General features: G+C 62.0%; 26 protein-coding genes and 1 tRNA gene. 22 read left to right on the plus strand and 5 right to left on the minus strand.

Going from position 1 to position 24,129, the window contains the following annotated elements; genetic code table 11:
• Positions 1-309 precede the first annotated feature (309 nt).
• The 6 genes from rplM (at position 310) to ACK4FK_RS12580 (ending at position 3,758) form a co-directional block, all read left to right on the plus strand.
• Positions 310-777 (plus strand): 50S ribosomal protein L13, encoded by a 468-nt coding sequence (gene rplM, locus ACK4FK_RS12555; protein ID WP_409745304.1) that lies wholly within the window; start codon positions 310-312, stop codon positions 775-777.
• Positions 778-779: 2 nt separating this feature from the next.
• Positions 780-1,268, plus strand: coding sequence for a 30S ribosomal protein S9 (gene rpsI, locus ACK4FK_RS12560; RefSeq protein WP_409745305.1), 489 nt, complete (start codon positions 780-782; stop codon positions 1,266-1,268).
• A gap of 123 nt (positions 1,269-1,391) precedes the next feature.
• Positions 1,392-1,946 carry a hypothetical protein gene (locus ACK4FK_RS12565; RefSeq protein WP_409745306.1) on the plus strand — a complete coding sequence of 185 codons (555 nt, stop codon included), beginning with the start codon at positions 1,392-1,394 and terminating at the stop codon, positions 1,944-1,946.
• Between the two features lie 2 nt (positions 1,947-1,948).
• On the plus strand, positions 1,949-2,491 hold the full coding sequence (locus ACK4FK_RS12570; protein ID WP_409745307.1) for a hypothetical protein: 543 nt from the start codon (positions 1,949-1,951) through the stop codon (positions 2,489-2,491).
• Between the two features lie 144 nt (positions 2,492-2,635).
• On the plus strand, positions 2,636-3,193 hold the full coding sequence (locus ACK4FK_RS12575) for a hypothetical protein (protein WP_409745308.1): 558 nt from the start codon (positions 2,636-2,638) through the stop codon (positions 3,191-3,193).
• A complete protein-coding gene (locus ACK4FK_RS12580; RefSeq protein WP_409745309.1) occupies positions 3,186-3,758 on the plus strand; it encodes a hypothetical protein in 573 nt (190 codons plus the stop codon). Before ACK4FK_RS12575 ends, ACK4FK_RS12580 begins: the two co-directional genes overlap by 8 nt.
• Positions 3,759-3,784: 26 nt before the next feature.
• Here ACK4FK_RS12580 and ACK4FK_RS12585 read toward each other — a convergent pair whose 3' ends face one another.
• The 4 genes from ACK4FK_RS12585 to ACK4FK_RS12600 form a co-directional block, all read right to left on the minus strand.
• Positions 3,785-4,588 carry a hypothetical protein gene (locus ACK4FK_RS12585; protein WP_409745310.1) on the minus strand — a complete coding sequence of 268 codons (804 nt, stop codon included), beginning with the start codon at positions 4,586-4,588 and terminating at the stop codon, positions 3,785-3,787.
• Between the two features lie 20 nt (positions 4,589-4,608).
• Positions 4,609-5,793 carry a vWA domain-containing protein gene (locus tag ACK4FK_RS12590; RefSeq protein WP_409745311.1) on the minus strand — a complete coding sequence of 395 codons (1,185 nt, stop codon included), beginning with the start codon at positions 5,791-5,793 and terminating at the stop codon, positions 4,609-4,611.
• 40 nt (positions 5,794-5,833) lie between these two features.
• On the minus strand, positions 5,834-6,679 hold the full coding sequence (locus ACK4FK_RS12595; RefSeq protein WP_409745312.1) for an AAA family ATPase: 846 nt from the start codon (positions 6,677-6,679) through the stop codon (positions 5,834-5,836).
• Positions 6,680-6,801: 122 nt separating this feature from the next.
• Positions 6,802-7,455: a MarR family winged helix-turn-helix transcriptional regulator gene (locus ACK4FK_RS12600; RefSeq protein ID WP_409745313.1), complete on the minus strand. Its 654-nt coding sequence runs from the start codon at positions 7,453-7,455 to the stop codon at positions 6,802-6,804.
• A 153-nt stretch (positions 7,456-7,608) separates the two neighbouring features.
• Between ACK4FK_RS12600 and ACK4FK_RS12605 the strand changes: the two genes are divergently transcribed.
• Positions 7,609-8,541, plus strand: coding sequence for an RNA polymerase factor sigma-32 (locus tag ACK4FK_RS12605; protein ID WP_409745314.1), 933 nt, complete (start codon positions 7,609-7,611; stop codon positions 8,539-8,541).
• Positions 8,542-8,618: 77 nt separating this feature from the next.
• Positions 8,619-8,695: transfer RNA gene (locus ACK4FK_RS12610), tRNA-Asp, on the plus strand.
• A gap of 65 nt (positions 8,696-8,760) precedes the next feature.
• Here ACK4FK_RS12610 and ACK4FK_RS12615 read toward each other — a convergent pair.
• The gene (locus ACK4FK_RS12615; RefSeq protein ID WP_409745315.1) at positions 8,761-9,612 is read right to left on the minus strand and encodes a glycosyltransferase; all 852 of its coding nucleotides are present in this window, start codon (positions 9,610-9,612) and stop codon (positions 8,761-8,763) included.
• Positions 9,613-9,912: 300 nt separating this feature from the next.
• On the opposite strand from ACK4FK_RS12615, the gene ACK4FK_RS12620 reads away from it, so the two are divergent.
• The 14 genes from ACK4FK_RS12620 to nuoN are packed head-to-tail and all read left to right on the plus strand — an operon-like array spanning position 9,913 to position 24,118.
• Positions 9,913-10,278 carry an NADH-quinone oxidoreductase subunit A gene (locus ACK4FK_RS12620; RefSeq protein WP_409745316.1) on the plus strand — a complete coding sequence of 122 codons (366 nt, stop codon included), beginning with the start codon at positions 9,913-9,915 and terminating at the stop codon, positions 10,276-10,278.
• A gap of 8 nt (positions 10,279-10,286) precedes the next feature.
• Entirely contained in the window at positions 10,287-10,838 is a 552-nt protein-coding gene (locus ACK4FK_RS12625; protein ID WP_409745317.1) for a NuoB/complex I 20 kDa subunit family protein, read from the plus strand.
• Positions 10,839-10,851: 13 nt separating this feature from the next.
• A complete protein-coding gene (locus ACK4FK_RS12630) occupies positions 10,852-11,493 on the plus strand; it encodes an NADH-quinone oxidoreductase subunit C (protein WP_409745318.1) in 642 nt (213 codons plus the stop codon).
• Between the two features lies 1 nt (position 11,494).
• Positions 11,495-12,673: an NADH-quinone oxidoreductase subunit D gene (locus ACK4FK_RS12635; protein ID WP_409745319.1), complete on the plus strand. Its 1,179-nt coding sequence runs from the start codon at positions 11,495-11,497 to the stop codon at positions 12,671-12,673.
• Positions 12,670-13,308: an NADH-quinone oxidoreductase subunit NuoE gene (gene nuoE, locus ACK4FK_RS12640; protein WP_409745320.1), complete on the plus strand. Its 639-nt coding sequence runs from the start codon at positions 12,670-12,672 to the stop codon at positions 13,306-13,308. Before ACK4FK_RS12635 ends, nuoE begins: the two co-directional genes overlap by 4 nt.
• A 15-nt stretch (positions 13,309-13,323) precedes the next feature.
• A complete protein-coding gene (gene nuoF / locus ACK4FK_RS12645) occupies positions 13,324-14,622 on the plus strand; it encodes an NADH-quinone oxidoreductase subunit NuoF (protein ID WP_409745321.1) in 1,299 nt (432 codons plus the stop codon).
• Positions 14,623-14,655: 33 nt separating this feature from the next.
• On the plus strand, positions 14,656-16,716 hold the full coding sequence (nuoG, locus tag ACK4FK_RS12650; protein ID WP_409745322.1) for an NADH-quinone oxidoreductase subunit NuoG: 2,061 nt from the start codon (positions 14,656-14,658) through the stop codon (positions 16,714-16,716).
• Positions 16,709-17,740 carry an NADH-quinone oxidoreductase subunit NuoH gene (nuoH, locus tag ACK4FK_RS12655; RefSeq protein WP_409745323.1) on the plus strand — a complete coding sequence of 344 codons (1,032 nt, stop codon included), beginning with the start codon at positions 16,709-16,711 and terminating at the stop codon, positions 17,738-17,740. The genes nuoG and nuoH overlap by 8 nt, the downstream gene beginning before the upstream one ends.
• A 3-nt stretch (positions 17,741-17,743) precedes the next feature.
• Positions 17,744-18,232 carry an NADH-quinone oxidoreductase subunit NuoI gene (gene nuoI / locus ACK4FK_RS12660; protein ID WP_409745324.1) on the plus strand — a complete coding sequence of 163 codons (489 nt, stop codon included), beginning with the start codon at positions 17,744-17,746 and terminating at the stop codon, positions 18,230-18,232.
• Positions 18,233-18,258: 26 nt separating this feature from the next.
• Complete coding sequence (locus ACK4FK_RS12665) at positions 18,259-18,873, plus strand: NADH-quinone oxidoreductase subunit J (protein ID WP_409745325.1); 615 nt, start codon at positions 18,259-18,261, stop codon at positions 18,871-18,873.
• Between the two features lie 2 nt (positions 18,874-18,875).
• Positions 18,876-19,184 carry an NADH-quinone oxidoreductase subunit NuoK gene (nuoK, locus tag ACK4FK_RS12670; protein WP_300298993.1) on the plus strand — a complete coding sequence of 103 codons (309 nt, stop codon included), beginning with the start codon at positions 18,876-18,878 and terminating at the stop codon, positions 19,182-19,184.
• A 13-nt stretch (positions 19,185-19,197) separates the two neighbouring features.
• Positions 19,198-21,126, plus strand: coding sequence for an NADH-quinone oxidoreductase subunit L (gene nuoL / locus ACK4FK_RS12675; protein ID WP_409745369.1), 1,929 nt, complete (start codon positions 19,198-19,200; stop codon positions 21,124-21,126).
• Positions 21,127-21,130: 4 nt separating this feature from the next.
• The gene (locus tag ACK4FK_RS12680) at positions 21,131-22,645 is read left to right on the plus strand and encodes an NADH-quinone oxidoreductase subunit M (RefSeq protein ID WP_409745326.1); all 1,515 of its coding nucleotides are present in this window, start codon (positions 21,131-21,133) and stop codon (positions 22,643-22,645) included.
• Between the two features lie 36 nt (positions 22,646-22,681).
• Positions 22,682-24,118, plus strand: coding sequence for an NADH-quinone oxidoreductase subunit NuoN (nuoN, locus tag ACK4FK_RS12685; protein ID WP_409745370.1), 1,437 nt, complete (start codon positions 22,682-22,684; stop codon positions 24,116-24,118).
• The last annotated feature ends 11 nt before the right edge of the window (positions 24,119-24,129 follow it).

The following is a 24,129-nucleotide window of genomic DNA, read 5'->3' on the forward strand; positions in this document are numbered from 1 at the left end:
ACGAGCCCAAACGAACCGGAATGAACCGAAACGAACCGCTACGGGCCTGGACGGTTGCAAACGGCTGTTTTCGGCGCGATCCGGTGGCGTATCGGCAGAATAAATGCAGGGGGTGGCTGCAGACGTCATCCGATAAAGTGGCTAAGGCATTGTTTTATATGAAATGATATAACGGTAATATAATACCGTTAATTAAATATATGATTTATATGAAGAGAAGGGGTTTGACAGCGCGCCAGAAATCGCCATAGTGCGCGCCGATCCGGCCGCCGGTCTTCCGGCGGTTTTTTCCACCCGTTAGGAAGTCCGATGAAGACCTACAACGCCAAAGAGTCCGAAGTGGACAAGAAGTGGGTGCTGATCGACGCCGACGGCCTGGTTCTGGGCCGTCTCGCGTCGCTCATCGCCATGCGTCTGCGCGGCAAGCACAAGGCGATTTTCACGCCCAACGCCGATACCGGCGATCATGTCGTGGTGATCAACGCCGAGAAGGTGCGCGTCACCGGCCGCAAGGAACAGCAGAAGGTATTCTACTGGCATACCGGCCATCCGGGCGGCATAAAAGGCCGTTCGGTGGGCGAGAGCCTGTCCGGCCGTTTCCCCGAGCGCGTCATCATGAAGGCCGTCGAGCGCATGCTGCCGAAGGAGAGCCCGCTGGCTCGCCGTCAGCTCACTAAGCTCAAGGTCTACAAGGGCCCGGCCCATCCGCATGAGGCGCAGCAGCCGGTGAAGCTGGATGTCGCCGCGCTCAATCCGAAGAACAAGAGGAACGACTGATCATGGCCGAGGGACGTACACTCGCCGATTTGAGCAAGGCCGACGCCGCCACCAAGGCTGCCGTGGCCGCCAAGGCCAATGGTGACGAGCGCAAGCTCGACAAGTTCGGTCGCGCCTATGCCACCGGCAAGCGCAAGGACGCGGTTGCCCGCGTGTGGATCAAGCCCGGCTCGGGCAAGTTCACCGTGAACGGCAAGGAGAGCAACAGCTACTTCGCCCGTCCGGTGCTGCGCATGCTGCTGCAGCAGCCGCTGGTGGTCACCAACCGGGTCGGCCAGTTCGACATCATGGCCACCGTCGTCGGCGGCGGCCTGTCGGGCCAGGCCGGTGCGCTGCGCCACGGCATCTCCAAGGCGCTGACCTATTTCGAGCCGGGCCTGCGCCCGGCCCTGAAGGCCCAGGGCTTCCTGACCCGCGATCCGCGCGTGGTCGAGCGCAAGAAGTACGGCAAGCCGAAGGCCCGCCGCAGCTTCCAGTTCTCGAAGCGTTAAAAACATCTCCGGACCCATGGTCCGGTATGGAAGGGGCCGGGAGCAATCCCGGCCCTTTTTTACGCCCGGTTAACGATACCGGGCGGATTCTACAGTCGGACTTCCTCCGTCGCCGCCATCCGCATGACCCTGACCGATGCCTTCATCCTGGTGATCCCGGCCCTGCTGCTGCTGCTCGCAGCCGGCGGGTTGGCGACGCATATCGAGCGCATGGCCTATTACCTCTACGATGCCGGCGATATGACCAGCATCAACGGCATGAGCCCGCCGCAGCTTCAGGTACGCCACGGCGAATGCCGGCGCGAGCAGGAACGGCTGCGCGTGCTGCTCGCCGATATGGACGAGCATATCGAAAGCCTGCAGCGCGAACGCGCCAGCCTGCTGGGGCAGGAGCGCGCACTGGCCGACGTGACAAAGAATTTCGTCGCCGAGGCCGGCTATCCCACGGTCGGTGCGCTCGGCTACTACATCAAGATGGAGGGGCCGTCCAAGGAAATGCCGTTCGCCGGTCTCGCCTCGGTGGCCACCTCGCTCAGCGGCCGGCGGCAGGTGCGGCTGGTGACCTGGGGGCTGGCGCAGGTGGAGGCGCAGAACTTTGCCATGAACTGGGCCGGCGACGGCGCCCGCATCGTCAATGTACGGCCCTTCGAGGGCCGGCTGCTCTGGCACGAGGCCTGACGATGTCCGACATCATTTCCATTCTTGCCATCGTCATTATCCTGGCGCTGGTCGGACTGACGCTGGCGGTGGTGATCGACCGCGGCCGCATGGGCTGGGGGCGGGCGGCGGCCGAAGCCACGGCCCGGCGGCGCCAGTACGAGGACATGGCCGAGCGCATCCAGCATATGGAGCGGGTGATCGAGGAACAGAAGACCGATCTGGTGAACAAGGAGGGCAAGGCCGGCGAGCTGGGCCGCGAAATCGAGAAGATCAAGACCGATCTCGACAGTCGCGAGCTGCCTTTCCGCTACACCACCGTGCCGATCGCCAGCGGCGACATGTATGGCCCGACCTGGCGTTTTGTCGCCCGCCAGCCGGCCCTGGCCGAAGGCGCCGCGCCCGACCATCCGGCGGCGCAGTGGGATGCCGGCCGAACCTACATCGTGGCGACTGTGAATCAGTCGGAGGCGCGCTCGGTGATGGACCGCCTGCTGCCTCGCCACCGCGGCTTCAACATCGTCGCGGTCGGCGCCATCGTTTCCAATGCCCCATCAGCCAATTAGCGCCGTTTTTCCCGGCGGAACCGCATTTATGGTTAAAAGCCGGCGCCGCCGAGTCGGCGGCAAATGATCCGTTGATTTGGCCCGGGCTTTGCCCGACATTTATCCCCAGGGGACATTCCCCCGGGAAAGATATGGGGCCGCGGGATGGATCCCGTCGATATCGTTTTCGCGCTGCTGCCGTCGCTGCTGATGTTCTTCGCTGTCTCGCTCGGGGCCAACAGCCTTGAGCGCTATGTCTTCAACTATGCCCGCAACCGGTTCGAACTTGATCGGCTCGCCGCCGAAGTCGAGGGCGTGCGGGCGCGCATCGGCAATATCCGCATCGAATACGACGAATTGCTGGAAGACAAGGCCGAGCAGGAACTGCGCCTGGGCGAACGCCAGTCGGCCTATGGCAGCATCATGGCGCGCGAGGTGGAATTCAGCGACCCGCGCAACATGGTCGTCTACGAGATCGGCATCCCCAAGCCGCGTATGACCGGCTGGTACGTGAAGGCGATCGGGCCCGAGATGCACGAGATGTTCAGCGGTCCCGGATCGACCGTCTGTCCGTTTCCCGGCCGGCGCGCGGCGCGGCTGGTGATTTGGGGCCTGCCCAACGAGGAGGCGGTGCGCCTGCGCGCCAAGAAGACCTTCGGCGCATTGTCGGAAATCATGGTGATCCGTCCCTTCGACGGCAAGCTGCGGCTCGGCGATGCCTGATTTCACCCTTCCGCAATTCATCGGCATCCTGGCGGCGGCGGCCAATATCGGCATCGCCATCATGATCATCCTGCTGCTGGGCGAGCGTTCGCATGCCGCCTGGACCCGGGTGCGCCTGCGCGCCGAGGAATTCGTTGCCCTGAAGGCCGAACTCGAGGTCAGCGCCGCCGAGAGCGAACGCGCGGTGCAGCAACTGCGCGACGATATCGCCGGGCTGCAATCGCAGGTGCAGCGCGCCGAGCAGGATATCGAGGCGCTGCACAAGCGCCATCGCGAGACCGACCTGCCGATGGGCTATGTCTCGACGCCCGTCGACGTGGTCGACCGGCGCTATCGCACCTGGCGTGTGGTGGTGCGCAATCCCGATCTGGGTGCGGATGCCGGATCCTTCAGCCATCCTGCCTACCGCTGGATCGAGGGCCGGCTGTTCGACGTGCCGGCGCCGAATATGGAATACGCGGTCGAGACGATGCAGGCCCGCTTCCTGGCCCGCGACGGCTACACGGTCGAGCCCGCCCGTGAGCGTCAGGGCACGGTCAGCATCGAAACGGCGGAAGCGATCTAGTTATATATTAGTTTAACTATAATCTATTACACGCGATCTTTGAAATTCGCGTCGATGTAAATAATCTGATTTCGAAGTGATAAGGTGTCTTCATCGTTAGTGTGAAGGAAGCGGTTCGACGAAGGGTCGTATTTAAACCGACTAAATACTTTCCCCTCTGAATTAAGTAATTCAAGGAATTCGCCAGTCAGTCGCCAACTAGATTCATTTTTATTTTTTCCAAGCCCGATATTGCCATCAGGCATAAAGCTGATTTGTTTCCGCGCATGAGCGCTTTTCGAATTAAAATGCAGCACCCAACCAGATTGGTTGAGAAGAGCGAGGATGTTTTCGCTCTTTTCTGTATTCTTTTTCTGGCGAGACGAAGCGAGCTTTTGAGCAAATTCCGAGACTCTAATCGCTAGCAAAGCTGAAGCGGCAAAAACACCGAAGATTTGAAAAACGATGTCAAGCCATTCAGGCCATACAGGCGTATAACGTGCAATCAGGGACCCAACTTCTTCATAAACTTTCTGCGGAATCTGATTTCCCAAATAAACCACTAGCGAACTGAGTGAGACAACATTCGTTATTACGAAGTCGGTATAAATATTCTTTTCTCGACGGGCGCTTTCGATTTGAAGCCGCCAATTCAAGATATGTTGAACAAAATTGTAGATGACGATGGCGGCAAGAATATGTGGGATCGAAGATGGATCCTTGAGTTTAAACGGCAGCAGGGAGTGACCACCATCTGGGGCCTCAATCCCGACAAATATTGAAACTAACAGAAGCCCTGAGAAAATTGTCAGGATGCGTTTTTGTCTAATATATGAGTTGGTAGGTTCCAATAGATTCTGCTTTTTAATTTTTACCGGTTCAGCTCCCGCATGCCGCGTTCCAGCCCTTCCAGGGTGAGCGGGAACATGCGCTGGCCCATGATCTGGCGGATCACGCCTACCGAGGGCGTGAAGTCCCAGTATTTCTCCTGCACCGGATTGAGCCAGATCGCCTTCGGATAGGCATCCAGCAGGCGCTGCAGCCAGATCGCGCCGGCTTCCTCGTTCCAGTGCTCCACGCTGCCGCCGGGCTGCACGATCTCGTAGGGGCTCATGGTGGCGTCGCCGACGAAGATGATCTTGTAGTCGTGCTGATAGGTGCGCAGCACTTCAAACGTGGGCGTGAACTCGCTGTGTCGGCGGCGGTTGTCCATCCACAACTTCTCGTAGACGCAGTTATGGAAGTAGAAGAACTCCATGTGCTTGAACTCGGCGCGCGCCGCCGAGAACAGCTCTTCCGTCACGCGGATATGATCGTCCATCGAGCCGCCGATATCGAACAGCAGCAGCACCTTCACCTTGTTATGCCGCTCGGGCACCATCTTGATGTCAAGATAGCCGGCATTGGCGGCCGTCGATTTGATGGTATCCGGCAGGTCGAGCTCCAGATCGGCGCCTTCACGGGCGAATTTACGCAGCCGGCGCAGGGCGACCTTGATGTTTCGGGTGCCGAGCTCGACAGTGTCGTCCAGGTTTTTGTATTCGCGTTTGTCCCACACCTTCACGGCGCGTCGGTTGCGCGACTTGTCCTGGCCGATACGCACGCCCTCGGGGTTGTAGCCATAAGCGCCGAAGGGGGAGGTGCCTGCGGTGCCGATCCACTTGTTGCCGCCCTGGTGGCGTTCCTTCTGTTCTTCCAGACGCTGCTTGAGGGTTTCCATCAGCTTGTCCCAGCCGCCCAAAGCCTCGATCTGGGCTTTTTCTTCCTCGGTCAGCACCTTCTCGGCCAGCTTGCGCAGCCATTCCTCGGGGATCTCGGCCGAGATTTCATTGCCGGCACCGATGAAGGACAGGCCGTTGAAGCACTGGCCGAAGACGCGATCGAACTTGTCGAGGTTGCGCTCGTCCTTCACCAGGGCAGAACGGGAGAGGTAATAGAAATCCTCCACCCGATACTCCGGCACGCCCTTGTCCATCGCCTCGATCAGCGTGAGATATTCCCGCAACGTAGCGGGCACCTTGGCCTTGCGCAGTTCGAGGAAGAAGTTGATGAACATGGCGTCCTCCCGGCTGGCTATGCCTCAGCCGCGCTCACGTTTAACCACGCTCCCGGCGGGCGATGAAGGCCAGCCGTTCGAACAGATGCACATCCTGTTCGTTCTTCAGCAGCGCGCCGGCCAGCGGCGGGATCAGTTTGCCCTGGTCCTTCGTACGCAGCGCATCGGCCGGCAGGTCTTCGGCCATCAGCAGCTTGAGCCAGTCGAGCAGTTCCGAGGTGGAAGGCTTTTTCTTCAGGCCCGGGGTCTCGCGGATGTCGTAGAACACGTTCAGTGCATCGCGCACCAGGTTCTTCTGCACGCCCGGATAATGCACTTCGACGATCTCTTCCATCGTCTCGCGGTCGGGGAAGCGGATGTAGTGGAAGAAACAGCGGCGCAGGAAAGCGTCGGGTAGTTCCTTCTCGTTGTTCGAGGTGATGATCAGGATCGGACGCACGGCCGCCTTGATCGTCTCGCCGGTCTCGTAGACGAAAAACTCCATGCGGTCGAGTTCGAGCAGCAGGTCGTTCGGGAATTCAATGTCGGCCTTGTCGATCTCGTCGATCAGAAGCACCGGGCGCTGCGGCGCCGTGAAGGCTTCCCACAGCTTGCCCTTCTTGATGTAGTTGCGGATATCCTTCACCCGCTCGTCGCCGAGCTGGCTGTCGCGCAGGCGCGAAACGGCATCGTATTCATACAGGCCCTGCTGAGCCTTTGTGGTGGATTTCACATGCCAGGTCAGCAGCGGCGCGTTCAGCGCCTTGGCGATCTCGATGGCCAGCACGGTCTTGCCGGTGCCCGGCTCGCCCTTCACCAGCAGGGGGCGCTCGAGCGTGATGGCGGCATTCACCGCCACCTTCAGGTCGTTGGTGGCGACGTAGGACTCGGTACCAGTGAACTTCATATGACGTTTCCCAGACGGTTCTGTGGAGGCTGCGATCAATACAGAACGCTAGGTCGCGCACGGCATCCGTGCAAGCCGTGACGTTACGTCAGGTCTGTGGGGATGGGCGGCGAGGCGACAGCTTAGCTGACGGTCTTGTAATTGATGCAGATTTTCGCCTTCTCGTCGCTGTCGATGGCCTCTCCGGTGGAGCCGCAGGTGCCTTCAGCGGCCTCCTGGCTGCCATTGACGGCATTGACGCAGAACAGCGAGCATTCCTGGCATACCCCGAAACCGCCCACCTGGTGGCGGGCCTGCAGGTCGTGCAGCAGGCGGGTCAGGCCTTTTACCATCGCACCGCCAAGTTCCTCGGCGATTTCCTGGCTGGCCTGCTCTAGGGTCTGCATCGGGTCCCTGGACAGCATCGCCTGACCGGCCTCGGTGAGGCAGAGATCAACCTGGCGGCGGTCGCAGGTCTTTTTACAGCGCGTGATCAGCCCTTTGTTTTCCAAGGCGATCAGGGTCTGGGATACGGTCCCCTTGGTGGCGCCGAGATACTCGGCCAGTGCGGTGGGGGAACGGGAATACTTGTTGGCCTGGGCGATAAAGCGCAGGGCTTCCCACTGGGCCGGGTTCAGGCCATCAGCGAACTGCAGCTCTCGCGTCAGGCGGCCAAGGCGATCCAGAAGAAGGATAACTCTTTGAGCCAGCGCATCTTTTTCAGCGGGGAGCGGGGCCGAAAGGGCGGACTTGCCCGGCTGTTTTGCCGTGGCGAGCGATTGGGCGGTGATTGGCATCACAGTTTTGTTTCGACTCGCTATTAAGCCTTGCGGCGGGTGGGAGACGAAGCGTAGAGTTTCAATCGTATCGACCCGATACCAACTGCCCCGCCTCGGCGCCGACACACAATGGTAGTGCAGCGCCCGGTGAAAGTCGATGGAGGACGTACAATGACCATCGCGCGTGCCCCCCGGACCCTTGATAGCGCCGACCGGCGCTACCTCTCGACCGTCATGACCAAGGCCATGCTGTCCGAGGAAGAGGAATTAAGCCTAGCGCGCCGCTGGCGCGTTGATGGAGATCAAAGAGCGATGCAGAAGCTGGTGACGGCTTACCTGCGCCTCGTGGTCGCCACCGCCGCCCGCTTCCGCAATTACGGCCTGCCGATGCCCGACCTGATCCAGGAAGGCAATATCGGCCTGATGCTGGCCGTGAACCGTTTCGATCCCGAACGCGGCGTCCGTTTCTCCACCTATGCGTCCTGGTGGATCCGCTCCTCGATCCAGGAATACGTGCTGCGCAACTGGTCAATCGTACGATCCGGCACTTCGGCCGGCCAGAAGGCGCTGTTCTTCAATCTGCGCTGGCTGCGCGCCAAGCTGGAACGCGCTGGCGGCGGCACTCTAACCCTGGACAACGCCACCCGCGACGAGATCGCCACCGCGCTCAAGGTCTCGCCGGCCGATGTGACCGCCATGGCCCAGCGCCTGGCTGCCCGCGACCACTCTCTGAACGAGACCGTTGGCGGCGAGGAGGGCGGCGATGCCTTCCAGGATTTCCTGGTCGATCCGGGCCCGAATCCGGAAGAGATCGTCGCAGCCAAGGTGGATGGCGGCCAGCGTCATGTCTGGCTGACCGAGGCACTGAAGGAACTGAGCCCACGCGAACAGCTCATCATCGTCGAGCGCATGCTGAACGAGGAGAAGGCGACGCTGGAGGAACTGGGGGGCCGACTTGGGGTAACCAAGGAGCGTGTGCGCCAGATCGAGACCAAGGCCTTTCGCAAGCTGCAGGGGTCGGTGCAGCGCCGCGCCCGTCAGGCCGGCGAGAAGCTGGTGGGCAAACTGGAAGGCCTGACCTCGCTGGAACCCACCCACGCATAATTCTGTCGGAATTGCTCAAGCAGGCCAGAGCCGCGCTTGACATCGGAAGGGGTGAAGGGTAAACCGCCGCCTGCCGCGGGGGTGTAGCTCAGTTGGTTAGAGCGCCGGCCTGTCACGCCGGAGGTCGCGGGTTCAAGTCCCGTCACTCTCGCCATTTCCGCTCAATCCGGAAAAACAAAACCCGCCCAATAGCTTGAGGCGGGTTTTTGTTTGCCTGCTTCAGGCGATCTCCTTGTCGGCCGGGACCAGATGGCTGATGCCGACGATGGGCCGATGCCGGCTGCTGGCCAGCAGCGCCTCGAAGCGCTCGACATTCGGGCTTCGCTTCCCCGTTGGACGGGGATGCCACAGATGCAGGACAACGGACGCGAAACGGCCCGACTTGCGCCGTAGACCAGCGCGAAGCAGCCGCAGCGCAAAATCCGAATCCTCCAGGCCATGGCCAACATAGGTGGCGTCAAAGCCATCCACCCTGTCGATATCCTGGCGCCAGACGGCCAGGTTGCAGGTCTGCACCTTCTGCCAGCGGTCGGGATGGCGATGGCGCCGCCAGTCGAGAGGCAAGTTCAGAAGCTGGAAAGGCCGGTTTGCCCTTGCGAAAAGGGCTCGGGCGAACCAGGCCAGCCGGTTGGGCCGGGTCCAGGCCAGGGGCTGTTTCAGCATTTTCTCGGTCTGGCCGCGTTTGATATAGCAGCGCGCCCCGGCCACGAAACAGCCGCGTTCGGCCAGCCGGGCATGGGCGGCGATGAAATCGGGCAGCACCATGCAGTCGCCGTCGATGAACACAATATAATCACCGCTGGCCTGCAGCAGGGCATTGTTGCGCGACTCCGCCAGCCGGAACCCGGTATCCGGCTGCCAGGCATGCAGCAGCGGGCAGGGCATCTCCGGCCGCAGGCGCTCGATCAATGCCCGGGTTTCAGGCCCCGAGCCGTCGTCGGCCACCACCACCTCGAAATCCGTCCGGCCATCCAGCCGCTGCCAGGCCAGGCTGCGCAGCACCATTTCCAGGAAAACCGGCGAGTTATAGGTAGAAACGATGACGCTGATCTTTGCCGGTGCAGATTTCACCGGGCCCCCCATTTGCATACGATTACCCACCCCGTGAGCACGCTATGCGATTCGCTGCCCGCATACCAGCCGATTCCCTGAAGCGATGAACAAGGCGCTCCGTGAACGCAGTCGATACCACCAGCGATAGGTGATTTATTTGATGGCAATCAGGAAAAGCGATGAAGGCGCCGTGACTTGCGTTTCATTTGCGCGGGGCCCGCGTGTTGCAGCGCGAGAAGGAAACGGCTAGAACAGCCACCAACCTTGGGCGGGGTGGGACCGGTCCGGGGAGAGCCGTTTTTTCGGAGGGGAATCACCGTGGACGCCCTGCTGCGGGAATATCTGCCGATACTCCTATTCCTTGGCCTGGCCATCGTGCTGGCCGCCGTTCTGGCCCTGCTGCCCTTCGTGGCTGCCAAGCGCGCGCCGGACCCGGAAAAGAATTCCACCTACGAATGCGGCTTCGAGCCGTTTGGCGACAGCCGCAAACAATTCGACGTCCGGTTCTATCTGGTCGCCATCCTTTTCATCATTTTCGACCTCGAAGTCGCCTTCCTGTTCCCCTGGGCCATCTCGCTCGGCGAGATCGGCGTCTACGGCTTCTGGTCCATGATGGTCTTCCTCGGCATTCTGACCATCGGTTTCATCTATGAGTGGAAGAAGGGGGCGCTGGAGTGGGAATGAGCAACGCCATGCAGACGACCAGCCCCAACAGCCAGTCCGGCGGCGCGCCGAAACTGGGCTCTGACCAGGACAGCTTCTTCAAGGACCTGTCGGATGAACTGGCTGACAAGGGCGTGGTGATTTCCACGCTCGACAAACTGGCCAACTGGGCGCGCAGCGGTTCGATGTGGCCCATGACCTTCGGCCTGGCCTGCTGCGGCGTCGAGATGATCCATGCCTATATGGCGCGTTACGACCTCGACCGGTTCGGGGCGATGCCGCGGGCTTCGCCGCGCCAGTCCGACGTGATGATCGTGGCCGGCACGCTGACCAACAAGATGGCGCCGGCCCTGCGCAAGCTCTACGACCAGATGGCCGAGCCGCGCTATGTGATCTCGATGGGCAGCTGCGCCAATGGCGGCGGCTACTATCACTATTCCTATTCGGTGGTGCGCGGCTGCGACCGCATCGTGCCGGTCGACGTTTACGTCCCCGGCTGCCCGCCGACCGCCGAGGCGCTGGTCTACGGCCTTCTGCAGTTGCAGAAGAAGATCTGGCGCACCGGTACGATCGCCCGCTGAAGGAATTGAAGCGATGAGCGAAGCCAAGGCCCTTCTGCGCGAACAGGAACAGGCGCTGCGCGACCTGGCCGACCATCTCTCGGCCGGTCTGGGCGCCGACCTGCTTGAAACTTCGGTGGCGCGCGGCGAACTGACCATCCGCGTTCCGGCCGTGCGCATCGTCAAGGTGCTGACCTTCCTGCGCGACGACGGCAACTGCCAGTTCGCCGAGCTGGTCGACATTACCGGCCTGGACTGGCCGCAGCGGCCGCAGCGTTTCGATGTGGTCTATCATCTGCTCAGCCTCAAGCTGAACCAGCGCATCCGCATCAAGGTGAGCACCGACGAGGAAACGCCGGTGCCGTCGGTGACCGGCGTCTATGCGGCGGCCAACTGGTTCGAGCGCGAGACCTGGGACATGTTCGGCGTGATGTTTTCCGGCCATCCGGATCTGCGCCGCATCCTGTCGGATTACGGTTTCGAGGGACATCCTTTGCGTAAGGACTTCCCGCTCACCGGTTATGTTGAGGTGCGTTACGACGAGGCGCAGAAGCGCGTGGTCTACGAGCCCGTGCAACTGAACCAGGAATTCCGCCGCTTCGATTTCATGAGCCCGTGGGAAGGCGCGAAATACGTGCTGCCGGGCGACGAGAAGGCAGGCGAGGGGCAGAAGTAAGATGGCCGAAGTCTCCATTGCCAATTACATGGTCAATTTCGGGCCGCAGCATCCGGCGGCGCACGGCGTGCTGCGCCTGGTCATGGAACTCGACGGCGAGATCGTCGAGCGCTGCGATCCGCATATCGGCCTGCTGCATCGCGGCACCGAGAAACTGATCGAGCACAAGACCTATCTGCAGGCGGTGCCGTATTTCGACCGCCTGGATTACGTCGCGCCGATGAACCAGGAACATGCCTTCGCACTCGCCACCGAGCGCCTGCTGGGCCTGGAAGTGCCCGCGCGCGGCCAGGCCGTGCGCGTGCTGTTCGCCGAGATCGGCCGCCTGCTGAACCACCTGCTGAACGTGACCACGCATGCCCTCGACTGCGGCGCCATGACGCCGGCTTTGTGGGGCTTCGAGGAACGCGAGAAGCTGATGGAATTCTACGAGGGCGTTTCTGGCGCCCGCATGCATGCCGCTTATTTCCGGCCCGGCGGCGTGCATCAGGACCTGCCCAAGGGCATGGCAGAAGATATCGTCAAATACCTGCCGCGTATGCTGAAGGTGATTGACGATATCGAGGGCCTGCTGACCGAGAACCGGATCTATCGCCAGCGCAACGTCGATATCGGCGTGATCAGCGCCAAGGACGCCATGGACTGGAGCTTCTCCGGTGTGATGCTGCGCGGCTCGGGCGTCGCCTGGGACCTGCGCAAGTCGCAGCCCTACGACGGCTACGAGAAATACGATTTCGACATTCCGGTGGGCAAGAACGGCGACTGCTTCGACCGTTATCTCTGCCGCATCGAGGAAATGCGCCAGAGCGCTAAGATCATCGAACAGGTAGTTGCCAACCTTCCTGGCGGCCCGATCGCCTCCGACGATCGCAAGGTGGTTCCGCCCAAGCGCGGCGAGATGAAGCGTTCGATGGAAGCGCTGATCCACCACTTCAAACTCTACACCGAAGGCTATCACGTGCCCGAGGGCGAGGTTTATGCCGCCGTCGAGGCGCCGAAGGGCGAGTTCGGCGTGTATCTGGTGTCGGACGGCTCGAACAAGCCGTATCGCTGCCGCATTCGCGCCCCGGGCTTCCCGCATCTGCAGGCCACCGACTTCATGTCGAAGGGCTACATGCTGGCCGATGCCGTCTCCATCGTAGGCAACATGGATATCGTGTTCGGGGAGATCGACCGATGAGTGGCGTCCATATCGCACCCCCGGAGCTGCAGCCCGCCAGCTTTGAGTTCACGCCAGAGAACATGGCGCTGGCGAAGACGCATATCGCCAAGTATCCGGAAGGCCGGCAGCAGAGTGCGGTGATGCCGCTGCTCGACATTGCCCAGCGCCAGCACAACAACTGGTTGCCGCAGGCCGCGATCCGCTACATCGCCGATCTGCTGGGCATGCCGGCGATCCGTGTGCTGGAAGTGGCCAGCTTCTACACGATGTACAACCTTGCCCCGGTGGGGACGCATTTCGTGCAGGTCTGCACCACCACGCCCTGCTGGCTGCGCGGTTCCGACAAGGTGCTGAGCGCCTGCAAGAAGCATCTGGGCGTCGGTCCGGGCGAAACCACGCCGGACGGCAAGTTCACCGTGATCGAGGTGGAATGCCTGGGGGCCTGCGTGAATGCCCCGATGCTGCAGCTCGGCGACGACTTTTACGAGGATCTCGACGAGGAAAGCACCGGCAAGATCCTCGAGGCGCTGAAACGCGGCGAGACGCCCAAGCCCGGCCCGCAGAACGGCCGGCTTTCGTCCGAGCCGCTCGGCGGCGCGACCACTCTCACCACTTTCAATCCTGCCGGCGCCGCTGGCGGGAATGACGACTGAGGCGGAGCAAGCCCCATGCTTCAGGATAAAGACCGCATCTTCACCAATCTCTACGGCCAGCAGTCGTGGCGATTGGACGCCGCCCGCAAGCGCGGCGACTGGGACAACACCAAGGCCATCATCGAGAAGGGCCAGGACTGGATCATCGAAGAGATGAAGAAGTCGGGCCTGCGCGGTCGTGGCGGCGCTGGTTTTCCTACCGGTCTGAAATGGTCGTTCATGCCCAAGCAGTCGGATGGCCGTCCCAGCTATCTGGTGGTGAATGCCGACGAGGGCGAGCCCGGCACCTGCAAGGACCGCGACATGATGCGGCACGACCCGCACAAGCTGGTCGAGGGTTGCCTGATCGCCGGTTTCGCCATGCGCGCCAAGGCCGCCTACATCTATATCCGCGGTGAATTCTACCGCGAGGCCGAGAACCTGCAGGGTGCCATCGACGAGGCCTATGCGGCCGGCCTGATCGGCAAGAATGCCTGCGGCACCGGTTTTGATTTCGATGTCTTCGTGCATCGCGGTGCCGGCGCCTATATCTGCGGCGAGGAAACCGCGCTGATTGAAAGCCTGGAAGGCAAGAAGGGGCAGCCGCGCCTGAAGCCGCCATTCCCGGCCAACATGGGTGTCTGGGGCTGCCCCACCACGGTGAACAACGTGGAAAGCATCGCGGTGGTGCCGACCATCCTGCGCCGCGGCGGCGAGTGGTTCGCCGGCATCGGCCGTCCGAACAACACCGGCACCAAAGTCTTCTGCATCTCCGGCCACGTGAACAATCCGTGCAACGTGGAAGAGGAGATGGGCATTCCGCTCAAGGAACTGATCGAGAAGCATGCCGGCGGCGTGCGCGGCGGCTGGGACAACCTGCTGGCCGTGATCCCGGGTGGCTCATCGGTGCCGCTGCTGCCCAAGTCGATCTGCGACGACGTGCTGATGGATTTCGACAGCCTGCGCGCCCAGCGTTCGGGCCTGGGCACCGCCGCCGTGATCGTGATGGACAAATCCACCGACATCGTGCGGGCCATCGCCCGTCTGTCGAAATTCTACAAGCATGAATCCTGCGGCCAGTGCACGCCGTGCCGCGAAGGCACCGGCTGGATGTGGCGCGTGATGGAGCGTCTGGTCGACGGTCGCGCCGAGAAGCGCGAGATCGACATGCTGCTTGAAGTCACCACGCAGGTGGAGGGCCACACGATCTGTGCGCTGGGCGATGCCGCGGCGTGGCCGATCCAGGGTCTGATCCGGCATTTCCGCGGCGAAATCGAGCGCCGCATCGACGCCTACCATTCGGGTTCGCCGGTTCTGCCGGCGGCGGCCGAGTGACGGCTGGCTGAGTAGGCGGGGAAGGGTACAAGCATGCCCAAGTTGACCATCGACGGCATCGAAGTGACGGTTGATCCCGGTACCACCGTGCTGCAGGCCTGCGAACTGGCCGGCAAGGAGATTCCGCGCTTCTGCTATCACGAGCGCCTGACGATTGCCGGCAACTGCCGCATGTGCCTGGTCGAACAGGAGAAGGCACCCAAGCCGATCGCCTCCTGCGCGATGCCGGCCGCCGACGGCATGGTGATCCACACGGACTCGCCGATGGTCAAGAAGGCCCGCGAAGGCGTGATGGAATTCCTGCTGATCAACCATCCGCTGGATTGCCCGATCTGCGACCAGGGCGGCGAATGCGACCTGCAGGACCAGGCCATGGGCTATGGCCGCGGTTCCTCGCGCTACGACGAGAACAAGCGCGCGGTCAAAGACAAATACATGGGTCCGCTGGTCGAGACGGTGATGACCCGCTGCATCCACTGCACCCGTTGCGTCCGTTTCGTGACCGAAGTGGCCGGCGTGCCGGAACTCGGCGCCATCGGCCGCGGCGAGGACATGCAGATCACTACCTATCTGGAAAAGGCGATGACGTCCGAGCTTTCGGGCAACGTGATCGACCTCTGCCCGGTGGGCGCTTTGACCTCCAAGCCCTATGCCTTCACGGCGCGTTCTTGGGAACTGCGCAAGACCGAAAGTGTGGACGCGATGGACGCTGTCGGCGCGAATATCCGCGTTGATGTCCGTGGCCGCGAGGTGATGCGCATCCTGCCGCGCCTGAACGAGGATGTGAACGAGGAATGGCTCTCGGACAAGAGCCGCTTTGCCTATGACGGCCTCAAGGCCCGTCGCCTCGACCGCCCTTATGTGCGCAGGAACGGCAAGCTGCAGGAGGCAACCTGGGCGGAAGCCTTTGCCGCTGTTGCCGGTGGCCTGAAGGGGCTGACGGGCAGCCAGGTTGCAGCCATTGCCGGCGATCTCGCCTGCGCCGAGAGCGTCATGGCGCTGAAGGATCTGATGGACAAGCTGGGGTCGCCAAACATCGACTGCCGGCAGGATGGCGCCAAGATCGATCCGACCCTGCGCGCCGGCTATATCTTCAACAGCGGCATCGCGGGAATCGACGAGGCCGATGCGATCCTGATCGTGGGCAGCAATCCGCGCCGCGAAGCCGCGCTGATCAACGCCCGCATCCGCAAGCGCTATCTTACCGGCAAGGTCAAGATCGGCCTGATCGGCGAGCAGGCGCAGCTGACCTATAAGTATGACTATCTCGGTGCCGGCCCGGCCACGCTGAAGGACATCGCCGAAGGGCGCGGTTTTGCGCAAGTGCTGAAGGCGGCGCAGAAGCCGATGCTGATCCTGGGGCAGGGCGTGCTTGCCCGTGCCGACGGCGCAGCCGTTCTGGCGCTGGCGAAGCAGGTCGCCGATGCCTGCGGCCTTATCAAGGACGGCTGGAACGGCTTCAACATGCTGCATACCGCCGCGGCCCGTGTCGGTGCTCTCGATTTGGGTTTCGTGCCCGGTCAGGGCGGCAAGGATGTGGCAGGCATCCTGGCTGCCGCGCAGTCGGGCGAGATCAAGGCGGTCTACCTGCTGGGTGCCGACGAGGTCGATACGGCCAAACTCGGCTCGGCTTTTGTGATCTATCAGGGCAGCCATGGCGATGCCGGCGCCAAACGCGCGGACGTGATCCTGCCGGGCGCCGCCTATACTGAAAAGGACGCCTCCTGGGTGAATACCGAGGGGCGGGTCCAACTCGGCCGCCGTGCCGCAGCGCCTCCGGGCGATGCCCGCGAGGACTGGGCAATCATCCGCGCGCTGTCCGATGTGCTGGGCCAGACGCTGTCTTACGATAACCTGGGCATGCTGCGCCGGCGCATGCTGCAGGCCGCACCGCATTTCGGCGCCGTCGACAAGCTGACCCCGGCCGCCTGGGGCAATTTTGGTGCCGCGGGCGCGGTGAGCGACCAGCCCTTCGTGTCGCCGGTCGCCGATTTCTACCTGACCAATCCGATCGCCCGCGCCTCTGCGACGATGGCCGAATGCTCGGCCCTTGCCCGCGACGCGGCCATGCCGAAGACGGGTACCCATGACTGACGCATTCTGGAACACGCTCTGGACCGGTTACGTCTTTCCGGGCGGCCTGATCCTCGTCCACATCCTGATGCTGACGGTACCGCTGCTGATCGCGGTGGCCTATCTGACGCTGATGGAGCGCAAGGTACTGGCGGCGATGTCGCTGCGCATGGGCCCCAACGTGGTGGGCCCCTTCGGCCTGCTGCAGCCCTTTGCGGACGCCGCCAAGCTGATCTTCAAGGAGACCATCATTCCATCGGGCGCGAATAAGTTTCTGTTCGTCGCCGCGCCTTGCATCACCTTCATCCTGGCGCTGATCGCCTGGGCGGTGATCCCGGTGTCGGAAGGCTGGGTGATCGCCAACATCAATGTCGGCGTGCTGTATCTCTTCGCGATCTCATCGCTGGGCGTCTACGGCATCATCATCGCCGGCTGGTCGTCGAATTCGCGTTACGCCTTCCTTGGCGCGCTGCGCTCCTCGGCGCAGATGGTGTCCTACGAAGTCTCCATGGGCTTCGTGATCATCACGGTGCTGCTCTGCGTAGGCTCGCTCAATCTCTCGGCCATCGTGGAGGCGCAGAAGACGGTCTGGTTTGCCCTGCCGCTTTTCCCGATGTTTATCGTTTTCTTCATCTCGGCGCTGGCCGAGACCAACCGCCATCCCTTCGACCTGCCCGAGGCCGAAGCCGAGCTGGTCGCCGGTTATCAGGTCGAATATTCGTCGATGACCTTCGCCCTGTTCTTCCTCGGTGAATACGCGAACATGATCCTGATGTCGGGCATGACCACGATCCTGTTCCTCGGGGGCTGGCTGCCGCCGTTAGACATCGCGCCGTTCAACTGGATTCCGGGCATCGTCTGGTTCTGCCTGAAAATCTTCCTGCTGCTGTTCGTGTTCATCTGGGTGCGCGCCACCGTTCCGCGTTACCGCTATGACCAGCTCATGCGTCTGGGCTGGAAGGTGTTCCTGCCGTTCTCGCTGTTCTGGGTGGTGGCCACCGCGGGCGTTCTCGTCGCCTTCGACCTGCTACCGAAAGGGGTGTAAGCCATGGCTCTGCTCGACCGCGGTGCCCGTGCCATCTTCCTCTGGGAAGTGGTGAAGGGGCTTGGCCTGACTTTCAGCTACATGTTCAAGAAGCGCGCGACGCTGAACTACCCCTACGAAAAAGGCCCGCTCAGCCCGCGGTTCCGCGGCGAGCATGCCCTGCGCCGCTATGCCAACGGCGAAGAGCGCTGCATCGCCTGCAAGCTGTGCGAGGCGATCTGCCCGGCCCAGGCCATCACCATCGAGGCTGAACCGCGTGAAGACGGTTCCCGCCGCACCACGCGTTACGACATCGATATGACCAAGTGCATCTATTGCGGCTTCTGTCAGGAAGCCTGTCCGGTGGATGCCATCGTCGAGGGGCCGAATTTCGAATTCGCCACCGAGACGCGCGAAGAGCTGTTCTACAACAAGGACAAGCTGCTCGCGAATGGCGAGCGCTGGGAATACGAGATTTCGCGCAACATCGCCGCTGACGCGCCGTACCGCTGAGCGCATCGCAGGCGAGGGGGTAAACTATGATCATCCAGGCCTTGGCCTTCTACCTGTTCGCAGCGATCACCGTCGCCTCCGGCTTCATGGTGATCGCCTCGCGTAATCCGGTGCATTCCGTACTCTTCCTGATCCTGGCCTTCTTCAATGCGGCTGGCCTGTTCGTGCTGATGGGCGCGGAATTCCTCGGCATGATCCTGGTGATCGTCTATGTCGGCGCCGTGGCGGTACTGTTCCTTTTCGTCGTGATGATGCTCGACATCAATTTCGTCGAACTGCGCCAGGGTTTCCTGCAATACCTGCCGATTGGCGGCCTGATCGGCCTGATCCTGCTGGTCGAGTTGGCCCTGGTGCTGGGCGGGTGGGTGATTACGCCGGCGGCGAAGTCGCTTGCCACCGACCCGATCCCGCCGGTTGACCAGGTCACCAACACCCATGCGCTCGGTGCGGTGCTCTATACCAAATACATCTACCTGTTCCAGGGCGCCGGCCTGATCCTGCTGGTCGCCATGATCGGCGCCATCGTGCTCACCCTGCGCTCGCGTCCGGGCGTAAAGCGCCAGAGCATTTCAGAGCAGGTCAGCCGCCCGCGCGATGCCGCAGTGGCGATCCGCAAGGTCGAGCCGCGGAAGGGAATCTGAACATGACCATCGGCCTCGGACACTACCTCACTGTCGCAGCGATCCTATTCACGCTGGGAATCATCGGCATATTCCTGAACCGCAAGAACGTGATCGTCATCCTGATGTCGATCGAGCTGATGCTGCTAGCGGTGAACCTGAACCTGGTGGCGTTTTCCACCCACCTGAACGATCTGGTCGGCCAGGTCTTCGCGCTGTTCGTGCTCACCGTTGCGGCGGGCGAGGCGGCAATTGGTCTGGCGATCCTGGTGGTCTATTTCCGCAACCGCGGCACCATCGCGGTTGAAGACATCAACATGATGAAGGGCTGAGGCGGCGATGACGATGTACCATCTGATCGTTTTCCTGCCCCTGCTGGCCGCGATTATCGCCGGCTTCTTCGGGCGCCGTATCGGCGATGTTGCCGCCATGGCGGTCACCTGCGCCGCTGTGATCGTTTCTGCCATCCTGTCCTGGATTGCCTTCTATCTGGTGATTTCCAAGGGCATGGTTGTCAACGTGAAGGTTCTGGACTGGATCGATTCCGGCAGCTTCAGCGTCGACTGGGCGCTGAAGATCGACCAGCTCACCGCCGTCATGCTGGTGGTTGTCAATACCGTGTCGGCCGTCGTGCATGTCTACAGCGTCGGCTACATGAGCCATGACGAGCATCGGCCGCGCTTTTTTGCCTATCTGTCGCTGTTCACCTTCGCCATGCTTATGCTGGTGACGGCCGACAACTTCGTGCAGCTCTACATGGGCTGGGAAGGCGTGGGCCTGGCCTCCTACCTGCTGATCGGTTTCTGGTTCAAGAAACCCTCGGCCAATGCCGCGGCCATCAAGGCTTTCGTGGTCAACCGCGTCGGCGATTTCGGCTTCGCACTCGGCATCTTCGCGCTGTTCCTGGCCACCGGCTCGGTTACCTTCGATGCCGTCTTCAAGGCCGCGCCGGATCTGGCTGGCAAGACCTTCCATTTCCTCTGGAAGGACTGGGATATCCTCACGGTTGCCACCTTCCTGCTGTTCCTGGGCGCCATGGGCAAGTCAGCCCAGCTTGGCCTGCACACCTGGCTGCCGGACGCCATGGAGGGCCCGACCCCTGTTTCGGCCCTGATCCATGCCGCGACGATGGTGACTGCCGGCGTCTTCATGGTGGCACGCTGTTCGCCGCTGTTCGAATACGCGCCGGACACGCTGGCCTTCGTGGCTGTGATCGGTGCCAGTACGGCCTTCTTCGCAGCCACCGTGGGCCTGGCGCAGAACGACATCAAGCGTGTGATCGCCTATTCGACCTGCTCGCAGCTCGGCTACATGTTCTTCGCGCTGGGCGTCTCGGCCTATCCAGCCGCGATCTTCCACCTGTTCACCCACGCCTTCTTCAAGGCGTTGCTCTTCCTCGGTGCCGGCTCGGTGATTCACGCCGTTGATGGCGAGCAGGACATGCGCAACATGGGCGGTCTGTGGAAACACATCAAGGTCACCTATGCGATGATGTGGATCGGCAGCCTCGCGCTGGCAGGTTTCCCGATTTTTGCCGGCTATTATTCCAAGGACATGATCCTGGAAGTGGCTTATGCCGCCGGCGGGGTGGGTACCTATGCCTATGTACTGGGCATGGCCGCAGCGATCCTGACGGCTTTCTATTCCTGGCGCCTGCTGTTCATGACCTTCCATGGCGCGCCGCGTGCCGACCATCACGTCATGGAGCATGTGCATGAAAGCCCAATGGTGATGTTGGCGCCATTGTTCGTGCTGGCTTTCGGTGCGGTCTTTGCCGGCATTGCCTTCTATGACGGCTTCGTCGGCCATCACTGGCGCGAATTCTGGGGCGAAGCGATTTTCATCCTGCCCGAGAACAAGGCCATGGACGAGGCCCATAACGTGCCCTTCCTTGTCAAGGTCGGCCCGATCATCGTTGGCGTCATCGGGATTGCCATCGCCTGGCTGGCCTATATCCGCGACACCGGCCTACCCGTGGCGGCGGCCCGTCAGCACCGGATGCTGTATCAGTTCCTGCTGAACAAGTGGTATTTCGACGAGCTTTACGACCGCGTCTTCGTGCGGCCGTCATTCTGGCTCGGCCGGATATTCTGGAAGGGTGGCGACGGCAAGATCATCGACGGCTTCGGGCCCGATGGTTTCGCCGCCACCGTGGTGCGGTTGGCCAAGCGGGCCTCGATCCTGCAGACCGGCTATGTCTATCACTATGCCTTCGCCATGCTGATCGGCGTGGCGGCGCTGGTGACCTATTTCTTCAGTGCGATGGGGCACTAATCCGATGTCGAGCATGCCCTTGCTGTCGATCGTCACCTTCCTGCCGCTGGCGGGAGCCGCGTTCATCTTCCTGGCCCGTGGGCCGGAGGAGATCGTGGCCCGTAACGCCCGCGCCGTGGCTCTCTGGACCACCACGATCACCTTCGCGGTGTCGCTGCTGATCTGGCTGAATTTCGATAATTCGACCGCCGCCTTCCAGTTCGTGGAAAAGACCGACTGGATAGCCGCCGGCATCAACTACCATATGGGTGTCGACGGCATTTCGATGCTGTTCGTTATCCTGACCACCTTCCTGATGCCATTCTGCATTCTCGCCTCGTGGGAAGCCATCGAGACCCGCGTCAAGGAATACATGATCGCCTTCCTGGTCATGGAAACCCTCATGATCGGTGTGTTCTGCGCGCTCGACCTGGTGCTGTTCTACCTGTTCTTCGAGGCCGGCCTGATCCCGATGTTCCTGATCATCGGCATCTGGGGCGGCAAGCGCCGCATCTACGCCAGCTTCAAGTTCTTCCTCTACACGCTGCTCGGCTCGGTGCTGATGCTGCTGGCGATTCTGTATATGTATTTCACCGCCGGCACGACCGATATCCCGAGCCTGATGAAGACCGGGCTGTTCTCGGCGCAGGCGCAGACATGGCTATGGCTGGCCTTCTTCGCCTCGTTTGCCGTGAAGATGCCGATGTGGCCGGTGCATACCTGGCTGCCCGATGCGCACGTGGAAGCGCCGACGGCCGGCTCGGTGATCCTGGCTGCCGTGCTGCTGAAGATGGGCGGCTATGGCTTCCTGCGCTTTTCGCTGCCGATGTTCCCGTTGGCCAGCGAGTATTTCGCACCCTTCGTCTTCGCACTCAGTGTGATCGCCATCGTCTACGCCTCGCTGGTGGCGTTGGTGCAGGAGGACATGAAGAAACTGATCGCCTATTCGTCGGTGGCCCATATGGGCTTTGTCACCATGGGCATCTTCACGTTCAACACCCAGGGCGTCGAGGGTGCGATCTTCCAGATGCTCAGCCACGGTATCGTGTCGGGCGCGCTGTTCCTCTGCGTCGGCGTGGTTTACGACCGCCTGCATACCCGCGAGATCGCGCGTTATGGCGGCCTGGTCAACAACATGCCGAAATACGCTTTCGTCTTCATGTTGTTCACCATGGCCAATGTGGGCCTGCCGGGTACTGGCGGGTTCGTCGGCGAACTGCTCACCTTGGTCGGCGCCTTCCAGGCCAACACCTGGGTCGCCCTGATCGCCACCTCGGGCGTGATCTTCGCTGCGGCCTATGCGCTGTGGCTGTATCGCCGCGTGGTGTTCGGCGAGTTGACCAAGGCCGACCTGAAGGCGCTGGTCGATCTCAGCCCACGTGAGATCGCCATATTTGCGCCGCTGGTGATCATGACCCTGTGGATGGGCATCTATCCTGCGCCCTTCTTCGACGTGATTGCCGCCTCGGCCAAGCACCTGCTGGAACAGCATCAGACTGCGCTTGCCGCCGCCAAGGCGGTGGCGACCGCCGCCCGATAGAGCGGAAGAGGAGTTCGACCCGTGACCGCTTCGACCATGCCCGCCCTGGCGCCGGCCTATCCGGAGATCTGGCTTGCCCTGGCCTCGATGGCACTGCTGATCTTCGGTGTCTTCCGCGGCGATACTTCAACCCGCCTGGTGTCGTGGCTGGCCGTTGCCGTGCTCGCCGTTGCCATCCTTCTGGTCGGGCTTCAGCCGGCCGGAAGCCTGACCACTTTCGGCGACATGTTCATCGCCGACGGTTTCGGCCGCTTCGCCAAGATACTGATCCTGATCGGCTCGGCTTTCTCGATCATCCAGTCGCTCGGATACATCCGCTACGAACGGATGGAGCGTTTCGAATATCCAGTGCTGATCCTGCTGGCCAGCACCGGCATGCTGATGATGGTTTCGGCCAACGACCTGATCGCGCTCTATCTGGGGCTTGAGCTCCAGTCGCTATCGCTTTACGTCCTGGCCGCGTTCAAGCGCGATTCCGGCCGCGCCACCGAGGCGGGTCTGAAGTATTTCGTGCTCGGCGCATTGTCGTCGGGCATGCTGCTCTATGGCAGCTCGATGATCTATGGCTTCGCCGGCTCAACCAGCTTCCCGCTGATCGCGCAGTCGCTGGCCGAAGCCCAGGGCCAAGCGTCCATCGGGCTCGTCGTCGGTATCGTCTTCCTCTGCGCCGGCCTTGCCTTCAAGGTTTCGGCCGTGCCGTTCCATATGTGGACGCCCGACGTTTACGAGGGTGCGCCGACGCCAGTGACGGCTTTCTTCGCCGTGGCACCCAAGGTGGCGGCTATGGCCCTGTTCGTGCGTGCAATGCTCAGCCCGTTTGGCGAGATCGCCCATGACTGGCAGCAGATCGTCATCGTGGTCAGCGCGCTCAGCATGATCCTCGGCGCTTTCGCCGCCATCGCCCAGAGCAACATCAAGCGCCTGATGGCCTATTCCTCGATCGGCCATGTGGGATATGCCCTGGTCGGCCTGGCCGCCGGCACGCCGGAAGGCGTGCGCGGTATCCTGATCTATCTGGCCATCTATCTGGCCATGAACGTCGGTACCTTCGCGATCATTCTCTCGATGCGCCAGAAAGATCGCATGGTGGAAGGCGTGCAGGACCTGGCCGGTCTGGCCAAGACCCATCCCGGCATGGCACTGCTGCTGGCCGCCTTCATGTTCTCGCTGGCGGGCGTGCCGCCGCTGGCTGGGTTCTTCGGCAAATTCTATGTCTTCATGGCGGCGATCAATGCCAAGCTCTATGTCCTGGCGGTGCTCGGCGTACTCAGCTCGGTCGTGGGCGCGTATTACTACCTGCGCATCGTCAAGATCATGTATTTCGACGAAGCGGCCGAGCCGCTGGCCAAGCCGGTACGCGGCGAGCTGGGCGCGGTGATGACCTTGACCGGTCTGTTCACGATCCTGTTTTTCGTGATGCCGGGCCCGCTGCTGGCTGCTGCCGAGACTGCCGCCAAGGCACTGTTTCCGTAAGCGGGGCAGGG

It is taken from the genome of Ferrovibrio sp. (assembly GCF_046297895.1).
Classification (GTDB): Bacteria; Pseudomonadota; Alphaproteobacteria; order Ferrovibrionales; family Ferrovibrionaceae; genus Ferrovibrio.